This window comes from Rhizobium sp. 05N430 (assembly GCF_056396985.1).
In genome coordinates, this window is record NZ_JBFTMO010000024.1 from 1 (window position 1) to 25275 (window position 25275).

The 25275-nt window shown below is 57.6% G+C and carries 28 protein-coding genes and 3 pseudogenes; 13 read left to right on the forward strand and 18 right to left on the reverse strand.

Translation table 11 applies throughout. The annotated features are described in order from the left end of the window. The first annotated feature begins 430 nt into the window (after nucleotides 1–430). The 5 genes from AC1DJO_RS27820 (at nucleotide 431) to AC1DJO_RS27840 (ending at nucleotide 3366) form a co-directional block, all read left to right on the forward strand. Nucleotides 431–760, forward strand: coding sequence for a hypothetical protein (locus AC1DJO_RS27820; protein ID WP_112446148.1), 330 nt, complete (start codon nucleotides 431–433; stop codon nucleotides 758–760). Between the two features lie 48 nt (nucleotides 761–808). Then, nucleotides 809–1642 carry an ammonia-dependent NAD(+) synthetase gene (gene nadE / locus AC1DJO_RS27825; RefSeq protein ID WP_477973929.1) on the forward strand — a complete coding sequence of 278 codons (834 nt, stop codon included), beginning with the start codon at nucleotides 809–811 and terminating at the stop codon, nucleotides 1640–1642. A gap of 836 nt (nucleotides 1643–2478) precedes the next feature. Beyond that, nucleotides 2479–2670, forward strand: coding sequence for an XRE family transcriptional regulator (locus AC1DJO_RS27830; RefSeq protein WP_112389254.1), 192 nt, complete (start codon nucleotides 2479–2481; stop codon nucleotides 2668–2670). Nucleotides 2671–2738: 68 nt separating this feature from the next. Further along, a complete protein-coding gene (locus tag AC1DJO_RS27835; RefSeq protein ID WP_112389255.1) occupies nucleotides 2739–2981 on the forward strand; it encodes a hypothetical protein in 243 nt (80 codons plus the stop codon). Between the two features lie 133 nt (nucleotides 2982–3114). Beyond that, the gene (locus tag AC1DJO_RS27840) at nucleotides 3115–3366 is read left to right on the forward strand and encodes a hypothetical protein (protein WP_148194382.1); all 252 of its coding nucleotides are present in this window, start codon (nucleotides 3115–3117) and stop codon (nucleotides 3364–3366) included. A gap of 124 nt (nucleotides 3367–3490) precedes the next feature. Here AC1DJO_RS27840 and AC1DJO_RS27845 read toward each other — a convergent pair whose 3' ends face one another. The 5 genes from AC1DJO_RS27845 to AC1DJO_RS27865 form a co-directional block, all read right to left on the reverse strand. Then, nucleotides 3491–4597 carry a Fic family protein gene (locus tag AC1DJO_RS27845; RefSeq protein ID WP_112446146.1) on the reverse strand — a complete coding sequence of 369 codons (1107 nt, stop codon included), beginning with the start codon at nucleotides 4595–4597 and terminating at the stop codon, nucleotides 3491–3493. A 486-nt stretch (nucleotides 4598–5083) separates the two neighbouring features. Further along, the gene (locus AC1DJO_RS27850; RefSeq protein WP_112389258.1) at nucleotides 5084–5464 is read right to left on the reverse strand and encodes a DUF6481 family protein; all 381 of its coding nucleotides are present in this window, start codon (nucleotides 5462–5464) and stop codon (nucleotides 5084–5086) included. 31 nt (nucleotides 5465–5495) lie between these two features. Next, nucleotides 5496–5720, reverse strand: a complete 225-nt coding sequence (locus tag AC1DJO_RS27855) for a hypothetical protein (protein ID WP_112389259.1) — start codon at nucleotides 5718–5720, stop codon at nucleotides 5496–5498. Nucleotides 5721–5844: 124 nt separating this feature from the next. Then, nucleotides 5845–6054: a cold-shock protein gene (locus tag AC1DJO_RS27860; protein ID WP_037135461.1), complete on the reverse strand. Its 210-nt coding sequence runs from the start codon at nucleotides 6052–6054 to the stop codon at nucleotides 5845–5847. Nucleotides 6055–6492: 438 nt separating this feature from the next. Beyond that, nucleotides 6493–6762 carry a DUF982 domain-containing protein gene (locus AC1DJO_RS27865; protein ID WP_112389260.1) on the reverse strand — a complete coding sequence of 90 codons (270 nt, stop codon included), beginning with the start codon at nucleotides 6760–6762 and terminating at the stop codon, nucleotides 6493–6495. 435 nt (nucleotides 6763–7197) lie between these two features. On the opposite strand from AC1DJO_RS27865, the gene AC1DJO_RS27870 reads away from it, so the two are divergent. Continuing rightward, nucleotides 7198–7428, forward strand: coding sequence for a hypothetical protein (locus AC1DJO_RS27870; RefSeq protein WP_112446145.1), 231 nt, complete (start codon nucleotides 7198–7200; stop codon nucleotides 7426–7428). A gap of 314 nt (nucleotides 7429–7742) precedes the next feature. Further along, nucleotides 7743–7973 carry a hypothetical protein gene (locus AC1DJO_RS27875; RefSeq protein ID WP_112540252.1) on the forward strand — a complete coding sequence of 77 codons (231 nt, stop codon included), beginning with the start codon at nucleotides 7743–7745 and terminating at the stop codon, nucleotides 7971–7973. Nucleotides 7974–8434: 461 nt separating this feature from the next. On the opposite strand, the gene AC1DJO_RS27880 is transcribed toward AC1DJO_RS27875, so the two are convergent. The 5 genes and pseudogenes from AC1DJO_RS27880 to AC1DJO_RS27900 all read right to left on the reverse strand — a co-directional run. Then, nucleotides 8435–8692 carry a GlsB/YeaQ/YmgE family stress response membrane protein gene (locus AC1DJO_RS27880; RefSeq protein WP_112389527.1) on the reverse strand — a complete coding sequence of 86 codons (258 nt, stop codon included), beginning with the start codon at nucleotides 8690–8692 and terminating at the stop codon, nucleotides 8435–8437. Between the two features lie 346 nt (nucleotides 8693–9038). After that, nucleotides 9039–9245, reverse strand: coding sequence for a hypothetical protein (locus AC1DJO_RS27885; protein WP_112389263.1), 207 nt, complete (start codon nucleotides 9243–9245; stop codon nucleotides 9039–9041). Nucleotide 9246: 1 nt separating this feature from the next. Continuing rightward, the gene (locus AC1DJO_RS27890; protein ID WP_112389264.1) at nucleotides 9247–9447 is read right to left on the reverse strand and encodes a hypothetical protein; all 201 of its coding nucleotides are present in this window, start codon (nucleotides 9445–9447) and stop codon (nucleotides 9247–9249) included. Between the two features lie 1490 nt (nucleotides 9448–10937). Further along, nucleotides 10938–11210, reverse strand: coding sequence for a DUF4142 domain-containing protein (locus AC1DJO_RS27895; RefSeq protein ID WP_442208173.1), 273 nt, complete (start codon nucleotides 11208–11210; stop codon nucleotides 10938–10940). A 79-nt stretch (nucleotides 11211–11289) separates the two neighbouring features. Continuing rightward, nucleotides 11290–11442 (reverse strand): annotated as a pseudogene (locus tag AC1DJO_RS27900) (hypothetical protein); the annotation flags it as partial. A gap of 632 nt (nucleotides 11443–12074) precedes the next feature. Between AC1DJO_RS27900 and AC1DJO_RS27905 the strand changes: the two are divergent. Next, a complete protein-coding gene (locus AC1DJO_RS27905; RefSeq protein ID WP_112446142.1) occupies nucleotides 12075–12800 on the forward strand; it encodes a Crp/Fnr family transcriptional regulator in 726 nt (241 codons plus the stop codon). A 172-nt stretch (nucleotides 12801–12972) separates the two neighbouring features. Here AC1DJO_RS27905 and AC1DJO_RS27910 read toward each other — a convergent pair whose 3' ends face one another. The 5 genes and pseudogenes from AC1DJO_RS27910 to AC1DJO_RS27930 form a co-directional block, all read right to left on the reverse strand. Next, the gene (locus tag AC1DJO_RS27910; protein WP_442208171.1) at nucleotides 12973–13254 is read right to left on the reverse strand and encodes a hypothetical protein; all 282 of its coding nucleotides are present in this window, start codon (nucleotides 13252–13254) and stop codon (nucleotides 12973–12975) included. An 800-nt stretch (nucleotides 13255–14054) separates the two neighbouring features. Beyond that, the gene (locus AC1DJO_RS27915; RefSeq protein ID WP_477973930.1) at nucleotides 14055–15080 is read right to left on the reverse strand and encodes an ATP-dependent DNA ligase; all 1026 of its coding nucleotides are present in this window, start codon (nucleotides 15078–15080) and stop codon (nucleotides 14055–14057) included. Nucleotides 15081–15124: 44 nt separating this feature from the next. Then, entirely contained in the window at nucleotides 15125–16027 is a 903-nt protein-coding gene (locus AC1DJO_RS27920; RefSeq protein WP_442208169.1) for a DUF72 domain-containing protein, read from the reverse strand. Between the two features lie 48 nt (nucleotides 16028–16075). Next, nucleotides 16076–16489 (reverse strand): CBS domain-containing protein, encoded by a 414-nt coding sequence (locus AC1DJO_RS27925; protein WP_112389269.1) that lies wholly within the window; start codon nucleotides 16487–16489, stop codon nucleotides 16076–16078. A gap of 350 nt (nucleotides 16490–16839) precedes the next feature. Continuing rightward, nucleotides 16840–16986: pseudogene (locus tag AC1DJO_RS27930) on the reverse strand (type II toxin-antitoxin system HipA family toxin); the annotation flags it as partial. Nucleotides 16987–17528: 542 nt separating this feature from the next. On the opposite strand from AC1DJO_RS27930, the gene AC1DJO_RS27935 reads away from it, so the two are divergent. Further along, nucleotides 17529–18611: an AI-2E family transporter gene (locus tag AC1DJO_RS27935; RefSeq protein ID WP_112446139.1), complete on the forward strand. Its 1083-nt coding sequence runs from the start codon at nucleotides 17529–17531 to the stop codon at nucleotides 18609–18611. Between the two features lie 810 nt (nucleotides 18612–19421). On the opposite strand, the gene AC1DJO_RS27940 is transcribed toward AC1DJO_RS27935, so the two are convergent. Beyond that, entirely contained in the window at nucleotides 19422–19631 is a 210-nt protein-coding gene (locus AC1DJO_RS27940; RefSeq protein WP_162698825.1) for a cold-shock protein, read from the reverse strand. A gap of 623 nt (nucleotides 19632–20254) precedes the next feature. Between AC1DJO_RS27940 and nhaA the strand changes: the two genes are divergently transcribed. Then, nucleotides 20255–21442, forward strand: a complete 1188-nt coding sequence (nhaA, locus tag AC1DJO_RS27945) for a Na+/H+ antiporter NhaA (protein ID WP_477973931.1) — start codon at nucleotides 20255–20257, stop codon at nucleotides 21440–21442. A 30-nt stretch (nucleotides 21443–21472) separates the two neighbouring features. On the opposite strand, the gene AC1DJO_RS27950 is transcribed toward nhaA, so the two are convergent. After that, nucleotides 21473–21682, reverse strand: coding sequence for an acetyltransferase (locus AC1DJO_RS27950; RefSeq protein ID WP_442208165.1), 210 nt, complete (start codon nucleotides 21680–21682; stop codon nucleotides 21473–21475). 125 nt (nucleotides 21683–21807) lie between these two features. On the opposite strand from AC1DJO_RS27950, the pseudogene AC1DJO_RS27955 reads away from it, so the two are divergent. From AC1DJO_RS27955 to AC1DJO_RS27965, 3 genes and pseudogenes are all read left to right on the forward strand, one after another. Further along, nucleotides 21808–23162, forward strand: a pseudogene (locus tag AC1DJO_RS27955) (chloride channel protein). 265 nt (nucleotides 23163–23427) lie between these two features. Then, on the forward strand, nucleotides 23428–23823 hold the full coding sequence (locus AC1DJO_RS27960; protein ID WP_477973932.1) for a GFA family protein: 396 nt from the start codon (nucleotides 23428–23430) through the stop codon (nucleotides 23821–23823). Nucleotides 23824–23931: 108 nt separating this feature from the next. Further along, nucleotides 23932–24483: a hypothetical protein gene (locus AC1DJO_RS27965; protein WP_477973933.1), complete on the forward strand. Its 552-nt coding sequence runs from the start codon at nucleotides 23932–23934 to the stop codon at nucleotides 24481–24483. 420 nt (nucleotides 24484–24903) lie between these two features. Here the strand turns inward: AC1DJO_RS27965 and AC1DJO_RS27970 are convergent, their stop codons facing one another. Then, nucleotides 24904–25068: a hypothetical protein gene (locus tag AC1DJO_RS27970; RefSeq protein ID WP_477973934.1), complete on the reverse strand. Its 165-nt coding sequence runs from the start codon at nucleotides 25066–25068 to the stop codon at nucleotides 24904–24906. Nucleotides 25069–25275: the final 207 nt, after the last annotated feature.

Genomic DNA, 25275 nt, shown 5'->3' on the forward strand with positions numbered 1-25275 from the left:
TTTGCGCTCCGTTGTCCAGCGTCGCCGCCGGACGTCACCGATCATCAGATCAACCTGTCGAAACTCGTTAGACATAAGCTTATCCTCAAGCCTGTGCTTGAGCCTTCCTGCTTATGCTGAGTGTCCGGTCGAAAGTGGGGGCAGTTCACGTGTTGATGACGGGTGGACGGACTCGGCGGCGGCGATCTTCATGAAAGCCTACTCCCATAAGGGTTTCGCTGTAGCCCATTCGTCGCTAGGACAATTTTATGACTGCACACTAGACGGTTCGCTGGTCCAACTAGCGAATGCAACACTAATCGAGGTGATTTCGAGACAGTGACCGGTCGGATTTGTCGTCTCATTGTGCCCGAAGGACTGCCTATCCGGTTCTGCGTCTGATCCCATATTCCAACACATACAAATAACCAATCACTGAGGGACTGAACCTATGCTSTCCAACGATCAGAAGCTTTCTTTCGCAGAGCTCTTCACGAGCCGCCGTCCGACGACCGAAGGCGAGGCAGATGCCTATCTTGAGGTGGAAAGCTTTCAGATGTTCGCCCCCCTTCATGACGGTTGCCATTTGGCCCGGCTTGCCTTGTCCAGTACAGAGACCATGGACATCGCGGTCAATCCGATCTGTGCACTTCGACTAGCGGCGACCCTTCTTGATCAGCTTGCCAAGTCAGGAGACTTTGTCGTCGATCTTTCGATTTACGATGCCGAGACGGGAGATCAGTTGGCACGTGTTCGCCCTTCAGGCTCCATCATTTCGTGAGCTTCGCCACATGTGAGACACGTCCACTTGAGAAGTTTCTATTTTGGGATGGAAGACAGACATGCTGCCTGTGCAAAAGCGATAATCGGACGACTGGGCGTCTCCAGAGTATTCAGCCTGGATGCGGAAGCGGCAAAACGCATATCTTTCCTGGAGAACTACATGCGGGCATCGGCATGCCGCGTCTATGTCCTGGGTATCAGTGGAGGCGTCGACTCCCTCACCGCCGGGTTGTTGGCACAGCGCGCAGTCACGAATCTCCGAGCTTCTGGCTACGATGCGCGGTTCGCCGCTGTGAGGCTGCCTTACGGCGACCAGGCAGACGAGGTCGACGCGCAACTGTCGTTGGATACCATCAAACCCGACAGGATCGTCACCATTGATGTCAAGCCGGCCGCCGACGCTATGATGGCGGCCATATCAAAAGACGCAGGTGACCTTCTGGAGGTTGACCGCTTCCACTTCCATTTGGGGAACGTTAAAGCTCGCCAGCGCATGATCGCCCAGTACGCTCTAGCGGGTGCCACGCGCGGCCTCGTAATCGGCACCGACCATGCAGCGGAAGCATTGATGGGCTTCTACACGAAGTTCGGAGACGGAGCGGCCGACATCCTACCCTTGTCGGGCCTCAACAAGCGTCGTGTTCGTGCCCTCGCCCAACATCTCGGCGCACCCGAGCAACTCGTGTTCAAAACCCCCACGGCCGACCTAGAGAGCGATGCTCCGTTGAGGCCCGACGAAGATGCCTACGGTGTAACCTACGACGAGATCGACGATTTTCTGGAAGGCAAGGAAATCAAACAAAGCTCGCTGGACCGCTTCGTGACGATGTATCGTGCGTCGGAACACAAACGCGCCCTGCCCGCTGCACCATCGGAGTAAACGCTAGACGATGGCTTAGTCCAAGGGGGCCGATCACTATTCCGGATAACTTTTCGGCGGCCATTGCGTGTCCCCAAACGATTTTGGCTGTGACAGGATCATTCGCGATCGCCGCCGTCTGAGCACTGTCTGGCAATCGCGCCCACTCATGGAGCCCAGATAGATAGCGGCTCCACGCCCCTGGCGAAATCTAGGGATACCGGAGCACTCTCGTTCCGTTACGTTAGGCGACGACAGTGTCCGCTGTCAGTCGGCCGATGGCGACCTCCATTGACCGATCTCCTGATATTTACGGCCCTCTTCACCCCCCGTGAGAGGGCCTTTTTTTCGGCTATTGGCCTTCTCCGAAACCAAAGGGTCCGAGGGCGCTCGACCTTCAGGAAAGGGAGCGACCCTCTCACCCCGCGCGCAAGCCTCACGCATGCGCCGGCGGACGCTGCTTCGGAGGCTCGTGTGACGTGGGGTGGCCGATCTAAAATGGGGTCTTGGCGCTCCCTTCTCAAGACCGTGACGTCACGCGTCCGTTACTGGACAAAGCGTGTTGATGCGTTTGAAGGAGCGGCCACACCTTCCCATATGGACGAAATCCCCAAAGGAAAAATTATCATGGTGAGCAGGATCAGAAAGACACTGACTGTGGAACAACGGGCGGCAGCTTTCGAACATACCAACAAGATTGCTACGGACTTCGCCGACGAAGAGCGCCGACTTCGCCACGAAAAGAGCGAGCGTCTAAGACGGATGAGGCTCGCCGCGAACCAAAATCCGACCTCGAAATAGTTCGGCGGAACCAGAATTCTGCTTCGCCGTTAAATGCGGCGAGAAGGAGCATTAAAATGGATCAAATTTCGCACATACCGCAGTCGACAGCTGCCAGCCTGAAGGCGTCTCGTATAGCCAAAAACTACAGCTTGGAGGACCTCGCGATCGCCACTGGACTGACCGTATCCGAGATTTCAGTCGCCGAGGATGAGCTGGGCACAGCTCCATCATCTCATGTTGAGCGCATCAAACACGCGTTGGCATGAACTTATGGCGCCAACTCGATTGGCGCTATCCGCCCCACACCCTTATGGGACACCCAAGGGGAAGTTTTATGCCCGGCACTTTTTCTTCCATCAGCGTATTCGCATTCGACCTCGATGACCGCGGCCAGGCCGTACAGGCTTGGGAGACTGTTGTTGACGCCTCCGACACTGAAGGGATCGAGGAGGCGAAACAGATGGCGTCCAGCCACGCTGGCGTCCTTGTCGTTCGTCGTGACGGAAATCCGGTCGTCGGCGAAGAAGGCGACCCGGTTGTCGTGTATCGCTCCGGAAAGACGGACGGTTTCGACTGACGGTCTACGGCCGCTGCTCTTGAGGGCAACGACACCTTCGTACTCAATGTCATGAAAAGGCAGCCATATTGGACCAAACTGGGAACCGTCGATGGGGATTGCCGATAGGCAGTCTCGAACCATGGAGAATAAGATGGCACAGGAAACTACTCTCGGAAATCCAATCCCTGTCGGAGTTATCAGCTCTGGCGCTGATGACACCCAGCCTGCACTTCCCGCTCCTAGAGGACTGGAGGGCCTTGCTTGGCCGGAGTTTTTGGCCGCCGACACACTGTGGCTCACGCCGTTGAAAATCGGCCTCGCGACGACGCTGGCCGCGACGGCATTTGCCCTCAACCCGTTCTTCGCTTTCAATGTCGGTGATTCCGATAAAATCGCACCATGAGCTGTGGCGGGCAGGAATGGATGGTATCTGGGCAGGAGGCCGTATCCTCGCGACCTTCGAGCGGAATCGAATAATCGTTCACCAAGATAATAACGTTGTTGGAGTTCATTAGACTAGCTGCAATTTATTTCCGCAAAGACAGCGAGTACCGGGTATGCCGACGTTCGCCGGTACGCGTCAGCGCACCGATCTCCACGAGCTGCTGAAGATCGCGTGTTGCTGTAGCGCGGGATGTAGCTGTGATCGAGATGTAGTTTTCGGCACTTAGCCCCCCCTTGAAGCCTGCCGTGCCTTCCTTGAAGATGCGCGCGACTACCTTTTCCTGGCGCTCGTTGAGCCGGCCCCGGAAACGATCATAGAACTGTGCTTTCTGAATGAAGAAATCGATGCGCTCAAGCGTCGCCCGTTGAGCATCCAGGATCGTTTTCGAGAAGAAAATGATCCAGTCTGTGATATCAAGTTTGCGTTGGTGCCGCTCAAGCTCTGAGTAGTAGGCCTTCCGGCTCTTCTCGATTGTGAAGGCGAGTGAAATGAGGCTTGGCTGCCCTATGTTTTGCGCCAGGGATTTCTCGGCGAGCGCGCGCCCAATTCGGCCGTTGCCATCCTCGAATGGATGTATGCTTTCAAAGTAAAGATGGCCTACTGCTGCGCGCGTCAAAGCTTGAAGCGACATGTGGCCATCTGGCCCGGATTGATTGAACCATGCGATGAAGGTCTCCATCTCAGTGGTAACCTGGCGGGACGGGGGAGCCTCGAAGTGGATTGTGGGCTTCTCGAATGGACCTGACACGATCTGCATAGCGTCTTCATGCTTGCGATAAGCGCCAACCGTTTCAATATATCGATTTCCGGCCATCAGCATTGAATGCCACTGGAACAGTCCCTCACGACGCAGCGGCCTACGCCAACTTCGATAGACATCCGCCATCATCTCGGCGATCCCCCGCTCTTGTGGGCGGATCTGTCTGCCATCAGTGTCTAGCCCGAACTGCCGACGGAGCGATGACTGAACACTCGCGCGGTCCAGAAATTCCCCCTCAATCTCTGAGGTCTTGACCGCTTCGTCGCTCAGCAACTCAATGCGAAGTTGGTTGCTGTCGTCATCGTTGAAATGTCGAACAGCACCGATAACCTCGCCGGCGGATTGCAAGAATTTCTGCTCCAATGGTACCAGGCTTGCGGTATCGTACCTGAAGTTTGGCCAATCGGGGTTCTGCCAGTTCCATTTCATGAGTTATAGCCGCCTTCTCTATAACTCATAATTATTGCCATAGGGGTGAGTTATTGCAAGCCTATCTATGCCTCAGCACAAAAATCTGCAGCGCCCCATTCAAGAGCCAGCGATCGACAGGTAACCACTTGCCCTAAACATATTTTGTCAACGGGCGCCCCTATTTCCGCTTGGTGTCGACAGAAACGGAATGAGCATGACAAAACACGACCCGTCATCACGTCAGTGAAAAAGTTCGGAATTCTGCGAGCTTCGCATCGCCCCAATCACATCAAGGCGAGTGTTGGTGAATATACGGCCATCTCTGGCCAGATTGATCACCTACCGGAAATCGCCCCCGCTTCTGAATGGCCGTATCGACTGGACGATGTTCATTCAGGCCTGTGGGATCGAAGCAGGGTTGACGGCAGAACTGAAAAAGTAGCTCCGGCCAGGCCCAGATGCAATCATCCACGGACCATCCAATAAAAGGTGGGTCCCTGGATACTAAGCATGCCGGGCCTTGCGGGCGGCATAACGTCTGTCGCGCTCGGCTTTGCGAGCGGCCTCATCTTGAACAACCCGTGATATCCGGGCATTCTCTGCCGCCTGTCGCGCCTCGATCTCTGCCGCAGCTGCTGCCTCGATCGCCGCCTGTTCTTGAGCCGCAAGGGTCTCGACCCGGGTAAGCTCCTCATGCTTTAGCCGATCCCGTTCCGCACGGCGCGCCTCGCGCGCTTCAACAAGAGAGATGCGCTCGGCCTGTCTGGCGGCCTGTGACGGCTCAGCCGCCGTCTTTGCAGCTCGGTAGCTCGTGAGAAGAGCTGTCTTGGCGTCCGCAGCAGCGGAGCGTCGGTCGGTAAGTTCGTTGTTTCTGGCGTGTCTCAAATTTTTATCCTGATAGTTGTCGTTGGGATGATCAGCCGGCCTTGGCTCGTTTGGCAAGCAGCGCAGATGTTGCAGATATCCGGTCGGCTTGCTCCTTGGCGAGGCGCGCTTCGCGCAGCCTGAACGTCTTGGCATCGCGCGCCTGGGCCACGGATTCAAGCTCTTCCGCCGCATTGTTCTTGGCGAAGAACTCCGTCTGAAGATGGCCGAAGGCGGTCTCGGCCTGCTGGCGAGATTTACTATATGTCTCTGTCATTGAATGTCCTCGATGTCAGCTATGACGCCAAAACGAAAAAGGCCAGGCGAATTGCCTGGCCTCAAACTGATAGTTGCCTCCGGCGATGCCAGTACATCCGTGGTCAAAGGGAAGCAGATATCTATTAAGCGTTCTGCAGATTGCAGGCCGACATCTTGCCCGACTTGTTGTCGCGCTCGAGTTCAAAGCCGATCTTCTGGCCTTCGACCAGCTCACGCATTCCTGCGCGTTCGACGGCAGAGATGTGGACAAAAGCGTCAGCGCCGCCATTGTCAGGCTGGATGAAGCCGAAGCCCTTGGTTGAATTGAACCATTTTACTGTGCCAGTGGTCATGATGAACCCTTTCAAAGCATAGAGTGAGGAACCGCGAAGCTTATGCCACGCAGACGAAAACCGACTATTTTTGAAAGGGAAGTTCGCTTAAAACGCGGTGCCAATCGCGCGGTAGACAAAGCTCGGCAAGCAAAAGATCGATAAGCTATCTTATACGACAGGGGAGCGGGTTCGTCAACGGTTAGTTTTCGAGGACCGTGCTATTCGTCTTCTGGTTGAGCTTTCGCGCGCAAGACCCACGCCTAGTCGGGCGATAGACCGACGTTCCTCTTCTTAGCAGTTCCTTCAGATTTCGTTCAGCTTTTCCTTCTTCAAGGTCCAGAGTTATACGCCAGTGTGCATCATGCAAAATGGTCGACGCTGTTTGGCCAGAAAATGAAAGATCGACCTTTGCCAAGCACTGCAATGCTCTTAATCGTGCTGCAGTGTGAAAACTGGTCAGACAAATGGGATCGAGGCTTCCAGTGAGGCTGCAACGAAGGCCTGCCGGGAGAGCTCCAGATCCCCCTCCGTCTCAAGCGCGGCGTGACACCGGTTTATGGCGCGTTCGAAAAACCAGCCGCCCCCTGCCGGCCACTCCCGTAGCGACCGTAAGGCATCTGCCGGGCCGTATATCAATCGCGCTGCCCCGTCACCGAGGCCAAGTTGGACGGGCCGCGCCCAAGATAAGACTTGCTGCATTGCACAATTCCTTTCTGTCAAGAACATTCCGGCCGGGCGAATGTTCCGTGAACGGCTTCCAGTTAGATGAAGGGTGGTGCTTCCTGGCCGGAAGCAAATACGTTTTCGGTATGACGAAGGCTTGCTCTGATCACCGCGACGACGTTTGAGCCAAGTTCGAAATCTCAGTTGATGCCCTGGTTCGCACAGCCCGAGAACTCATCGGTAGCGCTTGCGACGGAAAATCCGGATACCCGGTTGAATGACCAATTTCTCTCCGGGAACTTAACGACAGGCGGAAGGTTTGGGTGCCTCTGAAGGTCTGCCGATTTGCAGGACAAGCGCATCGGAAGCGTTCAGAAGAATCTACGCGCACGCGCACAGCAGACTAAGGAAGATGGCGCGTAAACGCGTTATCCCGCACTGTATGCGGACGTCAGGTCGCTCTGTCAGAGGCCGCAATAAGCACGAAAGGTATATCCTATGACGAAGACAATAATACCGCCGGAGACTGATGACGCCCGAGCTTTTGACAGCGCGGATGCCGACCGGCGCCGCGAGAAGCTTGGGAAGGAGGCTGGAAAGGGTCTGCGCATAGCCATGCCAGACAAGCGCGACCGGGACACGGAAAAGATCAAGACACCTGTCAAAACCGCTGCTTCCTCCGCGATCGGCACGCCAGCCGAGGGAATGGTCGAAGATGGGGAGGGGTAATCTCCCAACAGTGCCGGGTCCCAGTCGTCAGGAGGGTGCCGGCGATGACAGAAAGCCATCATGGGCTTGCTGGTAAAGCGAAACAGGCGGGTGAGAATCCTATCGGAAAAGAGGATGGAGGGATACCGATAGTGACAAGTGAGCCGGATGGGAGATCAGAAGCGAGAGCTTCCCGACCGTTGAAAGTCGAAGCGCTGTTACAAATCCTGACTCACTGAGTCCATCGATGACCAACCTTTTGAACTCAGTCTACAAATGCGCCAGTGCTTAATACTGCACTCTGGATTTTCCCAAAACCCACGAAGGAGCGGAAAATGCCCAACCGATCTGCGTTCGAAGTAGCAGGACAAAACATAACCGAGGACAAGCGCAATATAGCCGCTTCTGAGGCCGAAATCGCCGAGGGTTTAATTCGCGGCGAAACTACCGCGATCGCTCGTGCCGACCTCTTAAAATGGCGGCAGTCTCTTCGATATCACTTGTTTGCGCGCGATCTAATGCAGGCAACCACCAAATCAAAGCTTCGCCGGCCGCCTGAAACCTGATTGTCGCTGTCACGCAGGTTGAACCACCTGCCAACTGACCTTTAGCACCACTCTAATTCTAGTGATGCAGGCCTGCTGTAGGTTTGTTTCAGCGTCACTGTCGCCGACTCTAAGTCTCGAACCACCGCTGGCGATTTCGTCCATTTACCTGGCTTCTTCGCCGACGGCATGGCCCCAGCAGATGATAGACGTCGTCTTCGGCTTCATAATTAATTTTAGCCAATGCAGCGCGCCAGATACCATGACTGGCGCCTTCGCATCGGGAATGACCTGGGCAACCTTTGCAATGACGAGATGGAGCGCTGTTGCTTTTCAGGCGGGAGCATCTCGACCGTTTTATCTGGTCCACCTCGCGTCAGGAAGATATTCGTCGAACCGCTCGTTTGCCGACCATGTCCGGAGACACGAGACCGAAAATACTTGAACTCCGTGACGGTATTGGGGGCCCCAGCGCGCTTTCCCTACGCGGTACGACGAAGCATGCGCGCGAGTGCGATCAGGATACAGGCGCCGATGAAGCCAGCGATCAGGTAACCAAGCCAGCCGCCTAGCGCGACACCGAAGAGCGACAGGAGAAAGTTGGCGACGATCGCGCCGACAATGCCCAGGATGACGTTCATCAGGACGCCCATGTTCGACTTCATGAACATCTCGGCGAGCCAGCCTGCGAGGCCGCCGATAATGATGGCCGCGATCCAGCCGATTTGTGCGTTTTCCATGTTGATCTCCGATGATTTCGAATGCCGCCGGCCGCGAAATTGCTGATCGGTCAGCACCGAAACACACGCAACCACCGTTTGTTCCGCCCGAGGGCGTTTCAGTCGCAGTGGGCCAGTCGTTTGCAGTGTCGACTCCGTCGCGCTACCTCGTTGCCATACCCGGAGTTCAAGTTTGAGGTGACCGGTCTGCGCGCTACCCGGAAAAGCACCGGGTTTGGAGAACGGCATGACAATCGCGCTCAAGGGCCAAGTCGTTTCGCCCGGTGACGCCACCGTGGTCGAACTCCGCGCGGCCTCCGCCGTTGCTTCCGTTGGAAGTCGTCTGAGCCCCGAGGGTGACGTCTCGCTACCGGGTCTCGCCTTCGTTCATGTTGGCTGGATCATAGTTGATGTCCCAGTCCTTGACGGGCTTCTTACCTGGCGGCGTCTTATGCTCCGTCGCGTCTTCCGATCCGGTGACGACGGTTGGCTTGGCGCTGGCCACACCGGTTGCCTTTCGATTACCGACCGACTTCGCATATTGGCCGTTCGCATCCTTTTCAACGTCCGTCATCTCATTCGCCCTTCTGCTTGAGGCCGTGGGAAACTTTCTTGACCACTGGATTGGCATTGGTTTCCCCATTGGCATCTTCGGCGCGGTCCGGATCGTCCTTCGCGGGCATGTATCCTCGCGGCGTGTTTTCCTGTGGGCCCTCCCAACGAGGAGACTGGTCGGTGGTGCCTGGCGCACCGTCTTTCGGCTTATTCATTCCCATGATGCTTACTCCTTCTGCGAGGCTAACCTTCATCGCGAACGGATGTTCCGCTCTCGCACCTAGGTCGGACTTTCTAAAAGAATGGCCAGACCACGATTTCTTTCCGAAGCGACGGCGGCGATGGAACCTCAGCTCTTGGGCGGACTTCCTGAGCAGACAGAAGAATGACGATGCCCGACCGAAAAATTCCCCAGCAGTGCAGTCTATTGAAATCGAACAGGCCGAAGAGCGCGACGCGTCTTGAAGGAATGGTTGAAGAGCCCCTCCGATCATCCGGGAGCGCCGTCACTCGGATCGCTTCTACGAGAGTCGCGATGCTCTTGGTGCGCTTCAACGAGATGTAGATCGCATGGCGGGCGGCCCTGCAACAGAGATGGCGTCCGGCGCGACATCTCCCGCCATGTCGGAGGCTCGCACGTTTGTGAAGAGCGTCGAGGACAAGATCCGCAAGAGGCCGATCGCAGCAGTCGCCGTCGTATCAGCCCTCGCGTTCGTGTTCGGTGCGGCGCCTAGAAGCGACTCGCATCACAGCGAACGGATGTTATTCATGCGGCCGGGACCTGCCTCAGGGCTTTATAGAGGAGGCAGCGATGGCGGACGATCTACAGCTGGCGCGGCGCACGTGGTTTAAGACGCTCAAATTCGTGCGCTCCCGCAGGAGATCGTCTCGCTCCGGGTGGATCGTAGATCGCGGCCTTTCCCTGTAATACTGCTGGGAAGGACCAAGCTCGTGCCACTGTCAGCAAGTTCTGCGCGCTCGCGCGACGACGGCGTCGCATAATCGGCGCGTGGTCGACGGCGAGGAGCCACAGCGGCGGTCGGTGACGGCGGCGACCGCCGCTATTTCTTCCGGCTGAGGAATGTCGACACTTCGAGCGCTGGTGTCGGCGCTTGAAAAACGGGCGGCATCTTCTGTAGACCCCAGACCGCCACTACACCGTCGTTGGCGGGATACTTTGGCGAAGGGCAAAACTTCGTCTCCTAGAGAAAGAACGGAAACGCTTTATGTCAGAGCTGATCTCGGCGCGCAGCGCAGTGAAGGTAGCCGCAGGCGTGGACGAGCGGGTGCGAGCCGCGCGGAAGGCCGTGGACGCGGCGAAGATAGTCGTGGAGAGCGCGGGACAGGGTGATGGACCGACGGAGCGCTGGATCTCAAGTGGCATCTGGCGCGCACGACTGAGTATGCGGACTAGTACTCGAAACAGCATATCAGTGGCTGTTAGACGAACAAAAAGTGGTCTTCGAAGGTCTCTGCGCGTTTATTCAAGGGGGGGTCTCCGCCCTCATCGTCGTCGGTGGTCGCTCGCTTAGCCTTGGCAGGCTCAGCGGGTCCACTTTTGAAGACATCATTTGAAGGCCTTCTCTTGCATTTTTTGCTAAGTCGTCTGGGCGCTTGTTAGATTCCGGGGTATCCGACGATCTGGTATCGTCGGTTTTCCCGGTTCGCGGTCTTTTCGGTCACGATGCCTTTTTTGGTGAGGCTCGGCCCTTTATTTGGAGGTAAGGCCTTGGACGCGAACGAGATGCATCCGCAGATCGGGCAAAATCTTTCCCGCGGTGTTCTTAAGCTGTCCATCCGGACCAGATTTTGAGTATTGTTCGAAGAGTTTGACGGCGTCCTGATGGGCCGTAAGCTGAGTCGAGAGATAGGCCTGATCGAGATTTGCACTGTCGGCAGACGCCAGGGCATCCACCTTCTTTTTGCTGTCGGCATCGATCGAGGTGGGGACGGTTACGCCGTCGGCCTTCGCGGCGGCTTCCAACTCCGGGCCGGCCTTCCCGTAGGTCCTTGAGCATGTCCGCAGCAAACTGCTTTGCGGGGCCGTCCTTGCCTTTTGCGGCTTCGACTTTCGCAGCCTCGATTTCGAACATGTTGGCGGAGGCTGCTTTCGTGGCGAACTCCTGAGCTGCCTGCTTCGGTCGTTCAGCCGCGAGGCAGGCCGTGCCTGCGAGGGTTGCTGCAATCATGACGGGTGCGATCTTCGAGATATTCATGGTGCTTTACACTCCGTTGCGCTCCTAAACCTCCAGTAGAGAGCGATGTTCCCGCCGCCAGGCATTCTTTGGTCTGCGCCCCCGGCCATTAGAAAAAGGGCCGGTACCTTGAAGTTTTGAAGGTTTATCGTGGAACCAGAGGATGGAGGAGCTTGCTGGGCTAGCCTCCCGGCCCGGCAGGCGGGCCTCACCGCGCGCCGAGACCCAGCGAACGTTGGATGCCTCCGTTAATATCCGAAAATCGATTTTGTAGGGGCCGAAGAGCGCTCTGGTCGCAACGAACGCGGCGCGCACGGGGGTCGCGGTCTGCCGGATGAATCTTTTCAAACAAATGCACGAACGTCAGCTCCCCGTTTCCTATAGCCGTCACCCCTTTTCATCCATCACCAGCGTGTCGTCGTTGACGTCTCACGTCCACAGCGCGACTCCCGCGGCTTTGGCGCCGCGAAGCTGAGAGAGTTCGATTCGTTACTGTTTGTTACGGACACTCTTCTTGTGGGAGTACGCCTTCATTGGGAGTGGCACGAACGTAAAGAAAACACCTTTTGCGCGTACCGTTGAATATCGGTTGCTGACGTCTGGCGCGACCGGCTGGGAGACCGTTTTGCTCTTGCCTCATCAGGAAGAGCGATATGCAAAATCCCAACTCGTCCCCTTATCGAAACAACCTGCTGATCCGAATGAACCCAGAAGACTTGTCGCGCATAGCGCCGCACCTTCAGTTCCTGGATCTGCCCCGGAGCCTGGCCCTCGCCGAACCTGGTAAAGCGGGGGACTTCACGTATTTTCCCGAGAGTGGGATCGGATCTGTCGTCGTTCCATCAACGACCGAACCAGAAGCCGAAATCGGTCTGTTTGGCCGGGAGGGCCTGACACCTGCCGCCGGCGTCTCCGGTGTTCTTTCCAGTCCGTACCACGTCTTCATGCAAGTCCCGGGCGCCGGACACCGTATCGAGAACGTGCGCCTCCAAGCAGCAATGGCCGAAAGCGTCACCCTGCGGAATCTCCTCACCCGCTATCTGCATTCGGCGTCCGTACAGGTCGCCTATACGGCCTTCTCCAACGCCACCCAGCATATTGAGGCGCGTCTGGCCCGATGGCTGCTGATGTGCCACGACCGATCCGAGGGCGACGATATCGAACTGACCCACGAGTTCATCGGCATCATGCTGGCGGTGCGCAGACAGAGTGTGACGACGACTATCCATATTCTCGAAGGCAAACGCCTGATCACGGCCTCCAGAGCGTCCATAACCATTCGCGACAGAGCCGGTCTGAAAATGCTTGCGGGGGACGCCTATGGTATACCGGAGCGCGACTACGAGGCGAATGTGGGCGGCCTCGTGACGAAGGAGTGAGCGCGTCAGCCTCGATTAGACTTCGTTTCCGTTGACGTCCGGCTAGAAACAGCTCTATCGGCCTCCTGCTGTCGTCTGAAGATGCGTGCGACGATCATGACAACCTCCGTCGTGGACGTTCCCTTTTCCATTTCGGCCCCGATACGGGCCATAACGAGCCGGTGATTGTCGGTCATGCTCTGACACCCGTCATCGCCACGCCTATCGCCTTGACAATGTCGGCCGAAATCGACGGCTTCGAGAGCCAGTATCCCCTTGCGAAAGCCGGTTCCTCTTCCACTAGGGAATGGTCGTCGCCCGAGTGGACGACGAAGGGTATTTTGCTCTCGGCCAGCAGCCACACCTCGGCGTTGCAGAAGCAATCGCGGAGACCGAGATCGATGATCACGACGACCGGTGCCCTTGGCCAGCCAGGTGGTGGCGTCGCCAGACGACGATATGATCCGCACGACATTAACCGGCCTCGTTGAGGACGTCCTCGACGTCGAGCGCAATCGTTGGCTCGTCCCTCAAGCAGCAGGACGGTGCCTGCGCTGCACTGCAACTGCTGATGCATCGATTAAACTGACTGGCACACGGTGCCTGCTGGGAAACGTTCGCACGACGCTTGGGACGCCGTCGTCAAGTCAGCATTCAACCGCCTCGGTGCACCCCATCGGTGCGGGGAGGCAAGCTCGAAAGACCGCTTTCGATCTTCTCTCGGCCACCGGAGGATGCTCGATCAAACGCACGGTACCGGACATTGCTTTGAATGTCACTGACAATCGGTCGAGCAACCACCCTGCTAGCGTCCTGCGCCGCCGTGGAGGACGTTCACCTTACGACGACCGTCGTCGTATTGGCGAAGGCCCAAGAGCGCCACACCGCGAGCTTGGCATCTTGTTAAGAGCCGCGTTCGTGTCGCGTGTCCCACGACAGCAATCAGTACGGGAAACACCATCCACCGACCGATTAGATCTTAGAAAGCCGGGCTGGAATATGGGGCTGCATGCGCCCCCCGGTGCAACAGGGTGTGCCCCTCTTCTTTCGCATTCTGGGATTGACGCCGCGCCGCAATCAGCTGATGGCTGCCTCCGGAGGCTTCCTGCTCCCGGTTCCTATTCGGCTGGCTGCGAGGGGCGCTCGTGCTCCCCTTCCGGGCTGCTGTTTGGCTTCCCAAATTCGAGCGTGTGTTTTCTGATTTTGTCGATAGCTATCGCCTGTTCTCTGTAATGAGGGCTTAGTTCGCCTGTCCATCTCGGCAAACACTACGATTCACTGGCCAATCTGGCGGAAGTCACATTGAGACGGGCTCTTGTCCGGCCGCCACCGCAAGAACTTGGTGCCATGTCGGAAACGATGTCCCGTCACCTGGTCAAAGCGCACTTCGACAACAAGCTCCGGTTTCAGCGGCTGCCAGTCGGATGAACGCTCGGTGCTCCACCGACTCGGTCCGCCGGGTGCCTTACCCGTGAATCCCGGCGGCTCGCGCAATGCCTCCAGCCGCCTTGTCAGTTCTGGCTTCTCTGCATCCAAAATGGCTGACGTGAAGCCCACGTGGTCGAGCTCGCCATTATCATTGTAAAGTCCGAGCAGAAGCGAACCCACTAGGTGACTATCATTCCCGTAGCGAAATCCACCGACCACACAGTCGGCGGTACGCACTCGCTTGACTTTTACCATTGCCCGTTCGCCAGGGCGATAGGGCTCATCTAGCCGTTTGCAAACAACGCCATCGGTGTCGCCGCCGGACCCTGAAAGCCAGCTCGCAGCCTTCTCACGATTGCGCGTGAACGGGGATACCACGAACTGACGGGGATTAGCGGGGATTGTCTTGCAAAACTCTTCCAGCCGAGCTCGGCGATCGGCAAGATGCTGATCGAGAAGCAGTACGCCGTCTTTGCCCATGAGCATATCAAAGGCCACAAGCCGCGCTGGCGTCTCGTTAGAAAGCTTGCGAATTCTGCTTTCGGCTGGATGAAGGCGCGCCTGGAGAGCGTCAAAGGCCAACCTCCCGTCGATCTCAACGACCAACTCGCCGTCTATGACGAAGCGGTCAACCGGGAGACTGGCCAGGAAGGCGATCAGTTCCGGAAAATAGCGACCCAACGGTTTTCCAGACTTTGATCGAAGGTCGACACGGCCGCCACTCCTGAACGCGATGCACCTGAAACCATCCCATTTCGGCTCGAACTGCCATCCCATGCCAGTTGGCAGGGCCTCCGCAGACTTGGCCTCCATCGGTTCAATCTCGACCGACATGCCGAGGTTGGCCTGTTTTTCCGCCGACTGTCTTGCCATCACGCCACAACTTTCATTGCTTCACCGTTTGTTGCATCGAAATGTCAAACTTTCAGGGCGAGACTGAGCATCTCTGCTAGTCTCTTGGCATTTTTGATTGAATGACCATCACGATCGTTGTTGAAATACGCCCATATCGTTTTCGCTCCGCTCCTGCTTATGCGCTCGGCCCAAACCATGAGCTCATCGTCAGAATAGTCGTGGCGATACCATTGTTCGATCCCGTGGAACCGAATGTAGATATCATCGGCGGTACATACGAGTTCGTCGGGCAACCGGGGACCGCTGCAAGAGCAAAAGATTGCCCCCGCTGCCTTGAAGGCGTTGAAAACCTCTTGGTTCCACCAGCTTTTGTGACGAAACTCGACGACATTCCTATGGCGTGAATCAAGCTGCGCCAGAATGGACTGCAGCATGTTCGGATTGTAGTGGACGCTCGGCGGCAGCTGAAACAGAAAGCATCCCATCTGCGGGCCGAGAAGATCGGCGATATAGCCGAAATCCTCAATCAGGGTCTTAGTCTTCTCAAACCGCTCAATATGGGTGATCAGCTCGCAGACCTTGATGGTGTAGACGAAGCCCGGCCTGGCTTGGCGGATCCAGGTCTTGACCGAACTGATGGTCGGCCAGGAATAGAACGGCGCGTTGAGCTCGACTGTCGCGAAATGCTCTTGATAGATCGAGAAATATTGGTCCGACGAAACATCCGAGGGATAGAAATTCCCTTTCCAATGCCAGTAGTACCAACCGGAGCAGCCGATATGGACGCGACCTAGGAGGGGATCCTCGGGCATTGGTTTGCCAGTCGGAGGAGCGGCAATCCGCACCTGATGCATCTTGGCGGCGCGATTGATGTTGGCCTCGCGCTGCTTCAGCCGCCGTTCAGCGCGTCGCACGCGTCGTGCCGCGATTTCCTCCGCGGTTCGATCCTCGACCCCAGCCGTCATCACGGTTGGCTCGCAGAGGCGTCGGTAGTTTCGCGCAGAGCAAGGACATCATTCATCTTGTGAGATTTCCTCAAGCGCTTCAGTCGCCAAATTGCCCTGATGCTCTATCGCTATGTCGCCGAGTGAGATGATGCCGGAAAGCTCGCCCTCACTGTTGAACACGACGAGCCGGCGCATCTGTAATTCGGCCATTCTCCTCGCAGCCTCAGCAATGTCGTCATCCTCAAGGCAGCTTTCGACCCCCTGCGTCATAACTTCGGAGACAGGCGTGAAACCATCCTTGCGCTCAGCGATGACGCGTATGACGATATCGCGATCAGTGATCATCCCAATGACGAGGTCATCTTCAATCACCGGGATGGCGCCGCTATCTATCTCAGACATCATCCTTGCCACATCTTCGACGGTATCGGTCGGTTTGGCAGCGACCACCTGAGCAGTCATGAATTCTCGTACTTTCATCCAAAATCTCCTGTAGGTTGCGTTCTCGGTTCGCTGGCGATGCGTCGAGCCATTGGCGACAGTAATGCCCGCCGAAGCGGCTTGCGATCGCTCTGTTACTTTGAGTTATTGTGGCTTTGTTCGCCCGCTTTTACGTGCTGCTCGTGCGAGCCACCCTGCTTGCCTGACGACGAGCTTGAGCTTTCCTTCGAGGACGCACTCTTGGCGCCACCAGACTTGCTACCGGCTTTGCTGCCGTGCGATCCACTTGTCGATGCCATGATTTTATTTCCTCCATGAGAGATCGGATTGATCTCGGAGCACTAACCCGGGCAAGAGCACAGTGTTCCTTCGGGCTGAAAGTCACCACACGGTGTGCGACGATCGGAATAGACAAGCGACCAGATCTTCAAGTGAATGTCGCCATTGCCGGTCAGCGTGCTGAAGACCAGGCGGCGGATGAACTCGGCCACATCAGCCGTGCCCGTCTCGATTCCCAGAACACGACTGATCATTCGGGCGCTGTAGGCCGACGTCGTTCTTGTCAGCCGTAAAGCGTGCAACGACGAGGAACTGCAGAAACGCGTCATGAATGGCGCTTTGTTCGATACGCCGACGCCGGTCATCATCAACCGCGGAAGGCGGCCGCTCTCGCCCAATTACAAATCGATAGTGCTGGCATATCGGCGCCTGGCTCTTCTCCATTCACCCGCTTTCGCGAGAGCGGATCGACCATCGTGACGGTGACGCGAGACATGATCGAGCCGAGCAGCATGCCAATATTCATGGCGCACTGAGAGGACGCCGTGGATAGCGGCTGATGCAATCGTCGGTGATAGACTGCTGCAGGTTCTGCACGACTGGACGCGGCATTTCCTGGCTTGTGCCTCCACTACCCGCAGAACGCTATCTCGGTACGAGCATGCAATCCTTCCTCAACTTCCGAGCGTTTAAAAGGGCTCGATGACGACAGCCCGAACGCGACGGCTGTCATGGTGCGTCCGGCCCGTTGTGTCAACAAGGTCAAAACTAGCTGGATCGTCAAGAGCCTCCGGCTGCGATATCCCGGACGGCAGTTGTGACGATCGCGTTCATCTGGCTGCTCATTCCCTATTATAGCGCTGTCTTCTGGGCCGTCATCCTCGCAATCATTTTCTTTCCAGTGCATAAGCGGCTGGAGCATTTGTTAGGCGGCCGCCGCGGCATTGCCGCCCTGCTGACGGTGCTGATGTGCATATGCCTCGTGATCGTGCCTGCAATGATCATTCTAGGTTCACTTATCCAGGAAGGAACCAGCCTGTACCAACGTATCAGCAGCAACGAAATTGATCTCAACGGATCTCTGGTCCGGATCCAGAATGCCCTGCCGCCCTTTATAGACAACTGGCTGACCTCATTGAAGCTCGGCGGGTTTCCCGAATTGGGCACGAACATTTCGTCTGCCGCCGTACAGGCGAGCCGGTCGATCGGCGGCAGCGTGCTCAGCTTTGGTCAAAATACCCTGCAGTTGTTCATCAGCTTCGGCATCATGCTTTACCTGCTTTTCTTCCTGTTCAGAGATGGCGCTGACCTCAGCGGCAAAGTCCGGCATGCCATCCCGCTCAGCGACGATTACACGCGGCAGTTTCTCGACAAGTTTTCCGCAGTGGTGCGCGCTACCGTAAAGGGAAACGTCATCATAGCGATCATCCAGGGCACGATCGGCGGCGTGGCATTTTGGGCTCTTGGTGTAGAGGCTGCTCTGTTGTGGGGTGTGACGATGACGTTCCTATCGATGCTTCCTGCAATCGGAGCCGCACTTGTATGGGGTCCGGCTGCCATCTGGTTGGTCCTCACAGGTGCCTGGCTGAAAGCATCGATCCTGGTCCTCGTCGGCATCTTCGTTATCGGGCTGGTCGATAATCTGCTGCGCCCACCGTTGGTGGGAAAGGGAACGCGGCTGCCCGATTACGTGGTGCTGATCTCGACAGTCGGCGGCATCTCCCTCTTCGGTATCAACGGCTTCGTCATCGGCCCCTTGATCGCGGCTTTGTTCATCGCCGCATGGTCGATTTTCGCCGAACAGCGCAATGCTGACCGATCAATGGCAAAACTATTGAATGAGGGTTCACCGACCGCCCGGCACTTGGCACGACGAGAGTGATGAAGGCAGGTGATCGGACGAGCTTGCGAGCCTGTCCGATAGATCTGGCGGCGGTTCGCCTCCACGCTGACGCCCGGCAACTGGGACCAGTAATCACAAATCCGCGGCGCCATCGCAGATCGAAAACATCGTCGTCACGATCGGCGACGCGCTGAACCGGGTTGCGTAAGAGCTTGATGCGGGCCGATGACCAGCCCGCACCACAGCCACACGACCGGAGAAAAGGTGATAGCACCTCCGCGCCGGTGCGCCGACTAAACCGGCCCGGCAAATGTCCGGCCCCGAAAAATTAGGCGGGGTCTTAGCTCGTTTCCTGCCGAGCAAGTTTGATACGGCGGCCCTCGCCTCGTGCCCCAGATCGCCATCCGCCTACATGCTCGCCTTGGACGGTTAGAACCGGCGACCTTTGTTATCGATCAGGCGCATCAAATCCAAAATACTCGGCAATGGTCGTTATGATCAATTACCTCTCGAACGCAGGCTTACCGTTATGATTGACAGTAGTAAGAGTCTGCTAGTGCACGAATTAGCCACGCGCCCTCGGGATAGAGACGAGGGAAAAAGTCTCGAGCGCCTGGACCGGAAACCGCAGCCACACGGCCCCCTTGTCGGTAATTGACGCAAGCAGGCACTCATCGGTCAGCGACTTCAGAACGCGCCGTGCCGATGGATCTGGCAGACGGGTGATACGCGAAGCCTCTCCGCGCTCGAATTCGCCGCGGGCAGGGCCTCCTGAAGCAAGGGCGCGCATTCGTCTGGCAAAACCTCCTGACGTTGGACATAGCGCTTGAGGCGTCCTCCAAGTGTCTATTAAGCGTTCTGCAGATTGCAGGCCGACATCTTGCCCGACTTGTTGTCGCGCTTGAGTTCAAAGCCGATCTTTTGGCCTTCGACCAGCTCGCGCATTCCTGCGCGCTCGACAGCGGATATATGAACGAAGGCGTCAGCGCAGCCATTGTCCGGCTGGATGAAGCCGAAGCCCTTGGTGGAATTGAACCATTTTACTGTGCCAGTGGTCATGATGAACCCTTTCAAAGCATAGAGTGAGGAACCGCGAAGCTCGTGCCACGCAGACGAAAACCGCCTACTTTTGAAAGGGAAGTTCGCTTAGAGCGCGGTGTCAATCGCGCGGTAGACAAAGCTCAGCGCGGGCGTCCAACGCTTCGCGCAAAGGACTGGGCTCGCTAATTTGAGTGGATGACGCGCATGCATTGTCGGGTTCCGTATGTGATCGCAGCCCTGGTTTTCCTTGCCTTGGCACAGTTCGCGGTCGTCGGCGCTAGCGGTGCTGGATAGCTCGGCACTAGGCCTCATCGTATGTGCCTGCTACACCGGTGGCGGCGCAATAGTATGACCGACGGAAAGTGCGAGATAGAACAATCCAACGATGGCGACTGCTGCAACTGCAAAAAAAATCGTTTGAGAGAGACGCATTGGCGACCTCCTATCAGAAGAGACGGGATTCGAACAGATAAGACGTTTCACGTTCCGTTCAAGCCTTTTTCAGAAGGGCCAGTGCCTGCCGATTTTACTAGGCAAATCTCTCTCCATTCCTTAATTGTAAGACAGGCGTGTGCTGCGTGCGCTGGGGATTTCCCTGATTGACGGAGACTGAGATCAACCTTCATCGAGGGAGCGAACCCATGTCGAAAACAATCCGAGGCCGCATCAAATCCACCCTCCGGCAGTTTCTCGACAGCGAGGCGTCGGGCGGCCTGATCCTGATGGCAGTGGCCGCGCTTGCGATTGTCGTCGCAAACTCTCCGGTCGCCGACGTCTACTTCCACGCCCTGCATGTCTACCTGGGTCCGCTCAGTCTGCAGCACTGGATCAACGACGCCCTAATGAGCGTCTTCTTCCTTCTGGTTGGCCTTGAGATCAAGCGGGAGATGCTGGACGGACAACTGTCGAGCTGGAGCCGACGAATCCTTCCGGGTGCTGCCGCGGCGGGCGGAATGGCACTACCCGCACTGATCTACATCGGCTTCAATCTCTCAGACCCTTTGACCCTGCGCGGATGGGCCATTCCGACCGCGACCGACATCGCGTTCGCCCTTGGCGTCCTCCCCCTTCTCGGCGACAGGGTGCCAGCCTCGCTTAAGATCTTCCTTGCGGCACTGGCGATCATCGACGACCTCGGCGCGGTGATCGTCATCGCTATTTTCTACACTGCAGACATCAACGTGATTGCACTTGCCGTCGCAGCCGTCCTGATCGCGAACCTGGTAATCCTGAACCGATCCAGCGTTAAGAACATCTGGGCCTATCTCGGGCTTGGGGTTCTTCTGTGGATTGCCGTCTTCCTGTCCGGGATTCACGCCACGCTCGCGGGCGTCGTCCTGGCGCTTGCCATTCCGCTGAAAGTCACCCCAGGCACGCCCGAAGCCGCGCAGGAGGACTCTCCGCTCCACAAACTGGAGCACGCACTCCAGAAGCCGGTGGCTTTCTTCATCGTGCCAATATTCGGCTTCGCCAATGCCGGCGTCTCCTTTGCGGGCGCTTCGGCAAGCGTCCTTGCGGAGCCAGTGACCTTGGGAGTCGCCGCCGGCCTTCTCTTCGGGAAGCTTGGAGGCGTACTTGGAACGGTGGCGCTTCTGGTCAAATCCGGGTTGGCGCAACTTCCAGCGCGGGCGACCTGGTCGCAGATGACAGGTGTGTCGTTGCTTTGCGGCATCGGATTCACGATGAGCCTGTTCATCGGACTGCTGGCCTTTGCGGATGCGTCGTCTCAGGATCACGTGAAAATCGGGATCCTTGCGGGCTCGTTCGCCTCCGGCGTGGCCGGGGCCGCCGTCCTGATGGCGTCGGCCCGCAGGAGACTGCTGGCGTAGACCCGCAAGCGTTACAAGGTCCGATCGGCGTCAGGTATGTGACGCAAGCAGTTCTTGCAGTCTGCTCATATCGGTCACGCCGCCCTGAAACCACTTCAGCAGTTCACGCGCAGCGTCCCGCGCCTCCTCGCTATCCGGATCGATCGCATTCGTCAGGCAGTGGTTTTTCACCAGAGTCTGCATCATGGAAACGTCGTCTGGCTCAAGGGATGGCGATCCCCTCCCGAATGCACTGAACATAACGTCCTCCGTGGTTCGGCACCGAGCGATCCTACCCCGATCCCGCGCTTTTTCAATTGTCAGGGGTGATCTTCGGGCGCCTTTGGCATTAGAAAGGCTTCCAATCGTCACGTACCGAGTCTGCCATGCCAAGCCGTTACCGCTATTCCAAGCTCCTTCGCCGCTCCCGCGTGATCTGGGGTTCGTTTTCGGTCTGGAAACCGCGACTGGTGTTCTGGTGCGGGGCGCTCGCCATCGGCGTGATCAGCGTCGGCTTTGCCAAACTTGCGGATTTGGCGCAAAACGCATTCGGTCCCTCGCCTCTTCCAGTCAATGGACCTTCCTGATGCCACTGCTGCTGACGCCCGCTGGCTTCATCCTGTCGGCCTACCTGGCGGCGACGTTAATTCCGAATTCGGGTGGAAGCGGCATTCCGCAGGCGATCGCGGCGCGACATTTGCATGACGCAGAAGAAAGGACGCGGCTCTTGTCGCTGAAGATCGCCTTCGGCAAGATCGTGCTGACGGTGCTCGGATTGTTCTCCGGCGCCTCGATCGGCCGCGAGGGGCCGACGGTGCAGGTCGGCGCGTCGATCATGCTCGCCGTCGCCCGCTTTGGCGGCATGGCGCAGGCGCGCGGGCTGATCCTCGCCGGTTCGGCGGCAGGCATTGCGGCCGCTTTCAACACACCGCTTGCCGGTATCGTGTTTGCCATCGAGGAGATGAGCCGAACATACGAGTCGCGTGCCAACGGCCTTGTGCTGACCGCGGTGATCCTCTCTGGCCTGGCCGCACTCGGGCTTTCGGGCAGCTACAATTATTTCGGCATGGCGTCGGCTGCCCCGACCGAACTTCGCGACTGGGGATTGGTGCTCGTCTGTGGCATCGGCGGCGGGGCGCTGGGTGCTGCCTTCAGCGGCTTTGCCCTACATTTCGGCCAGAAGATCCGCCGCTGGGCGCAGCCGCAACCGCTGAAGCGCATGCTTGTGCTGGCCGGCACCTGCGGACTAGCGATCGCCGTCATCGGCATCCTCTCCGGTGGCACCACCTTCGGCACCGGCTACGAACAGGCCCGCGGCGCCGTAGAGGGCCATGCGCTGCCGACCCTGTTCTTCGTCGACAAACTGGCCGCCAGCTTCCTGTCGATGCTTTCAGGGATACCAGGCGGCATCTTCGCGCCGTCGCTGGCCGTCGGCGCCGGGTTCGGCAGCACGGTCGGCTCGGCTCTCGGCACCAGCATCGCGCTGGCGGCGATCCTTGGCATGGCCGGATATTTCGCGGGCGTCGTGCAGGCGCCGATGACGGCCTTCGTCATCATTCTCGAAATGACAGGCGATCACCAGGCCGTCATCCCGATCATGGCGGTGTCGATGATCGGCTATGTGACCTCGCGCATCCTCTCGCGCGAACCGCTCTATCACGGCCTGTCACGGGTGTTCATCGCCGCTGCTATTCGGGCACGACGCGCGGCGGAGAAGGAATTGGAAACAACTCGAACCTGACACACTCGGCCGACGACCATGCGCGACTATCTCACTGACCGGTATTCTACTCGCCGCGAACATGACGGCTCCTGGACGATCTTCGATCTGTTCACCGGGCTCGCTGCGGACCACCACAGACGCCCGACAACTCAGATGGACGAGGACGGATCAAAGTCCCTGTGCATCGTCATGAATGCACTCGACAAGCAACGGCGGCGACAAATCTCGAAATAGCTCTCGCAGCACCTTTGGGGGCGACACAAGTCATATGGAGGAGCACACAATGGCGCCAGTCAGACGAAAAGCTCGTTGTTCCTGTGGCCAGCTTTCGATCACCACCGAGGGAGAGCCGGTCAAGATCTCCGCCTGCCACTGCCGGGAATGCCAGCGACGCACGGGCAGCGCATTCGGCGTGGCGGTCTTCTTCGACAGGGAGAAGGTTGCGGTTTCCGGAGCCTCGAATAGTTACACAAGAGCTGGCGACAGCGGGAGATCGATCGAGTTCAGGTTCTGTCCGGCCTGCGGGTCGACGGTCTTCTGGATACCTGAGTTCCGAAAAGATCTCGTCGCGGTTGCATTGGGATGCTTTGACGAGCCGTCGTCCCTGGTTCCGACACAGAGCGTCTACGAGGAAAGTCGCTTGAGATGGGTGGGGTTCGACCTGCCCGGCGGAGACTGACATTCCAGCGAGTTCTTGCCTGACGACCGGCTCCGCTTGCCCAACCAGCGCGGACCGCTCGCGGTATTGTCATTTCCCTCACGTCAAGAAATGAATTAATATCATATCATGATATTTTCAGCAGCAGCGATAGGCCTGAAGGTCATCGGTTTCATAAGCCCTGCCTTCCGTCGTCGACCGGACGTCCCAAGGACGGACGCCCGTGAGCTCGTGGCTGCGAGCCTTCTGCTTGACGAGTGGTGCAGGCGTTCGTCGGTCAACCGAAGCGATCCGATGGCCTATGCCACTATTGCAAAAATCGTCGCGCTCCAAGTGGCCGGCAAAACCATCAAGGACGTGCGGTTCGAGATTCTCTCGGAAGCTGCGTCGGACGCCGAAGACATCGAAAAGGGAAAACAGATGCAAAGATTCGACCTGGTCGACAGCCGAACCGCCTCGGCCTATCCGGGGCACGTCATCGTCGTCGCGGGCGACAACGTCAGGACAACCGGCGAACTCGCAATTAGAGGCCAACCTCATCAAAGCGAGGCGGAACCCCTCGAAGCCGCAATCCATCACGCCCTGTTGGTCAGGCAGAGGGACGCGTTGCCAGTTGCGGTGCAAGACGATCTGGGACTGTGGCCTTCAAGGCTGGGAGAGCTTGTGCCCTGGACCCCCTGACGCTTGCAGAAGGCAGCAATCAACACACACCGGTGTGCCGTTAAGCCGCAATAATGTTCTGCAAATCTACGTGACAAACATAAAGTTGACGTCGAATTTCGCGCGCACTATATCATGCCATGATACAGAGGTTCGCATGCGAAGAGAGACGAAGATCTTATTGGGCGTGGTGGCGGGAATCATGATCACCGTTGTGGTCTGCCTTGCGTTATGGATGTCCTCGGAACCATACCAGCCTCAGTGGGAACCTTCGATTTCGGCTAAAACGAATGAATGAGGCGCCGTGTTCGACAAAGCACCCCCTTAGTGGTGCATGCTGATATCCCAGCGCTTTCGCTCGCGGCCATGTACTCCTCTACCCGGTGCTCCCTTATGGAAGGCAATTGCTCTGGGTCTGAAATCGGGCTCGAAAGAACCGCTTCAGGGGAGCGTTCCGCGGCGGCGCTTGTCCAGCGTGTTTACGACGGCACAAAGGCTATCGGCAACGCCCTCTTCCAATCCGTCGAGGGACCGTCCGAGATAATCCGCTGGCCAGCCGGTGAAGACGTCGAACACCGTCCAGGTGCCATCCCCTTCGACCCGCACACCGAAACGATGGGTCTCACATAGCTGCGTTCTCGGCCTTCGGTTACCAAGCATGATGTAATTTTCTCGCGACGTCACGAAATTGGCACAGTCTTTTTGCCACCATCGGGAGAATATGGTCTACGAGCGATCCGCCGACGCCGGTGCTATGCACCGTCTCCCGCGTCGGCAGCACTCGCGAACCGTTCTCCTGGCGTGGTTCGTCAT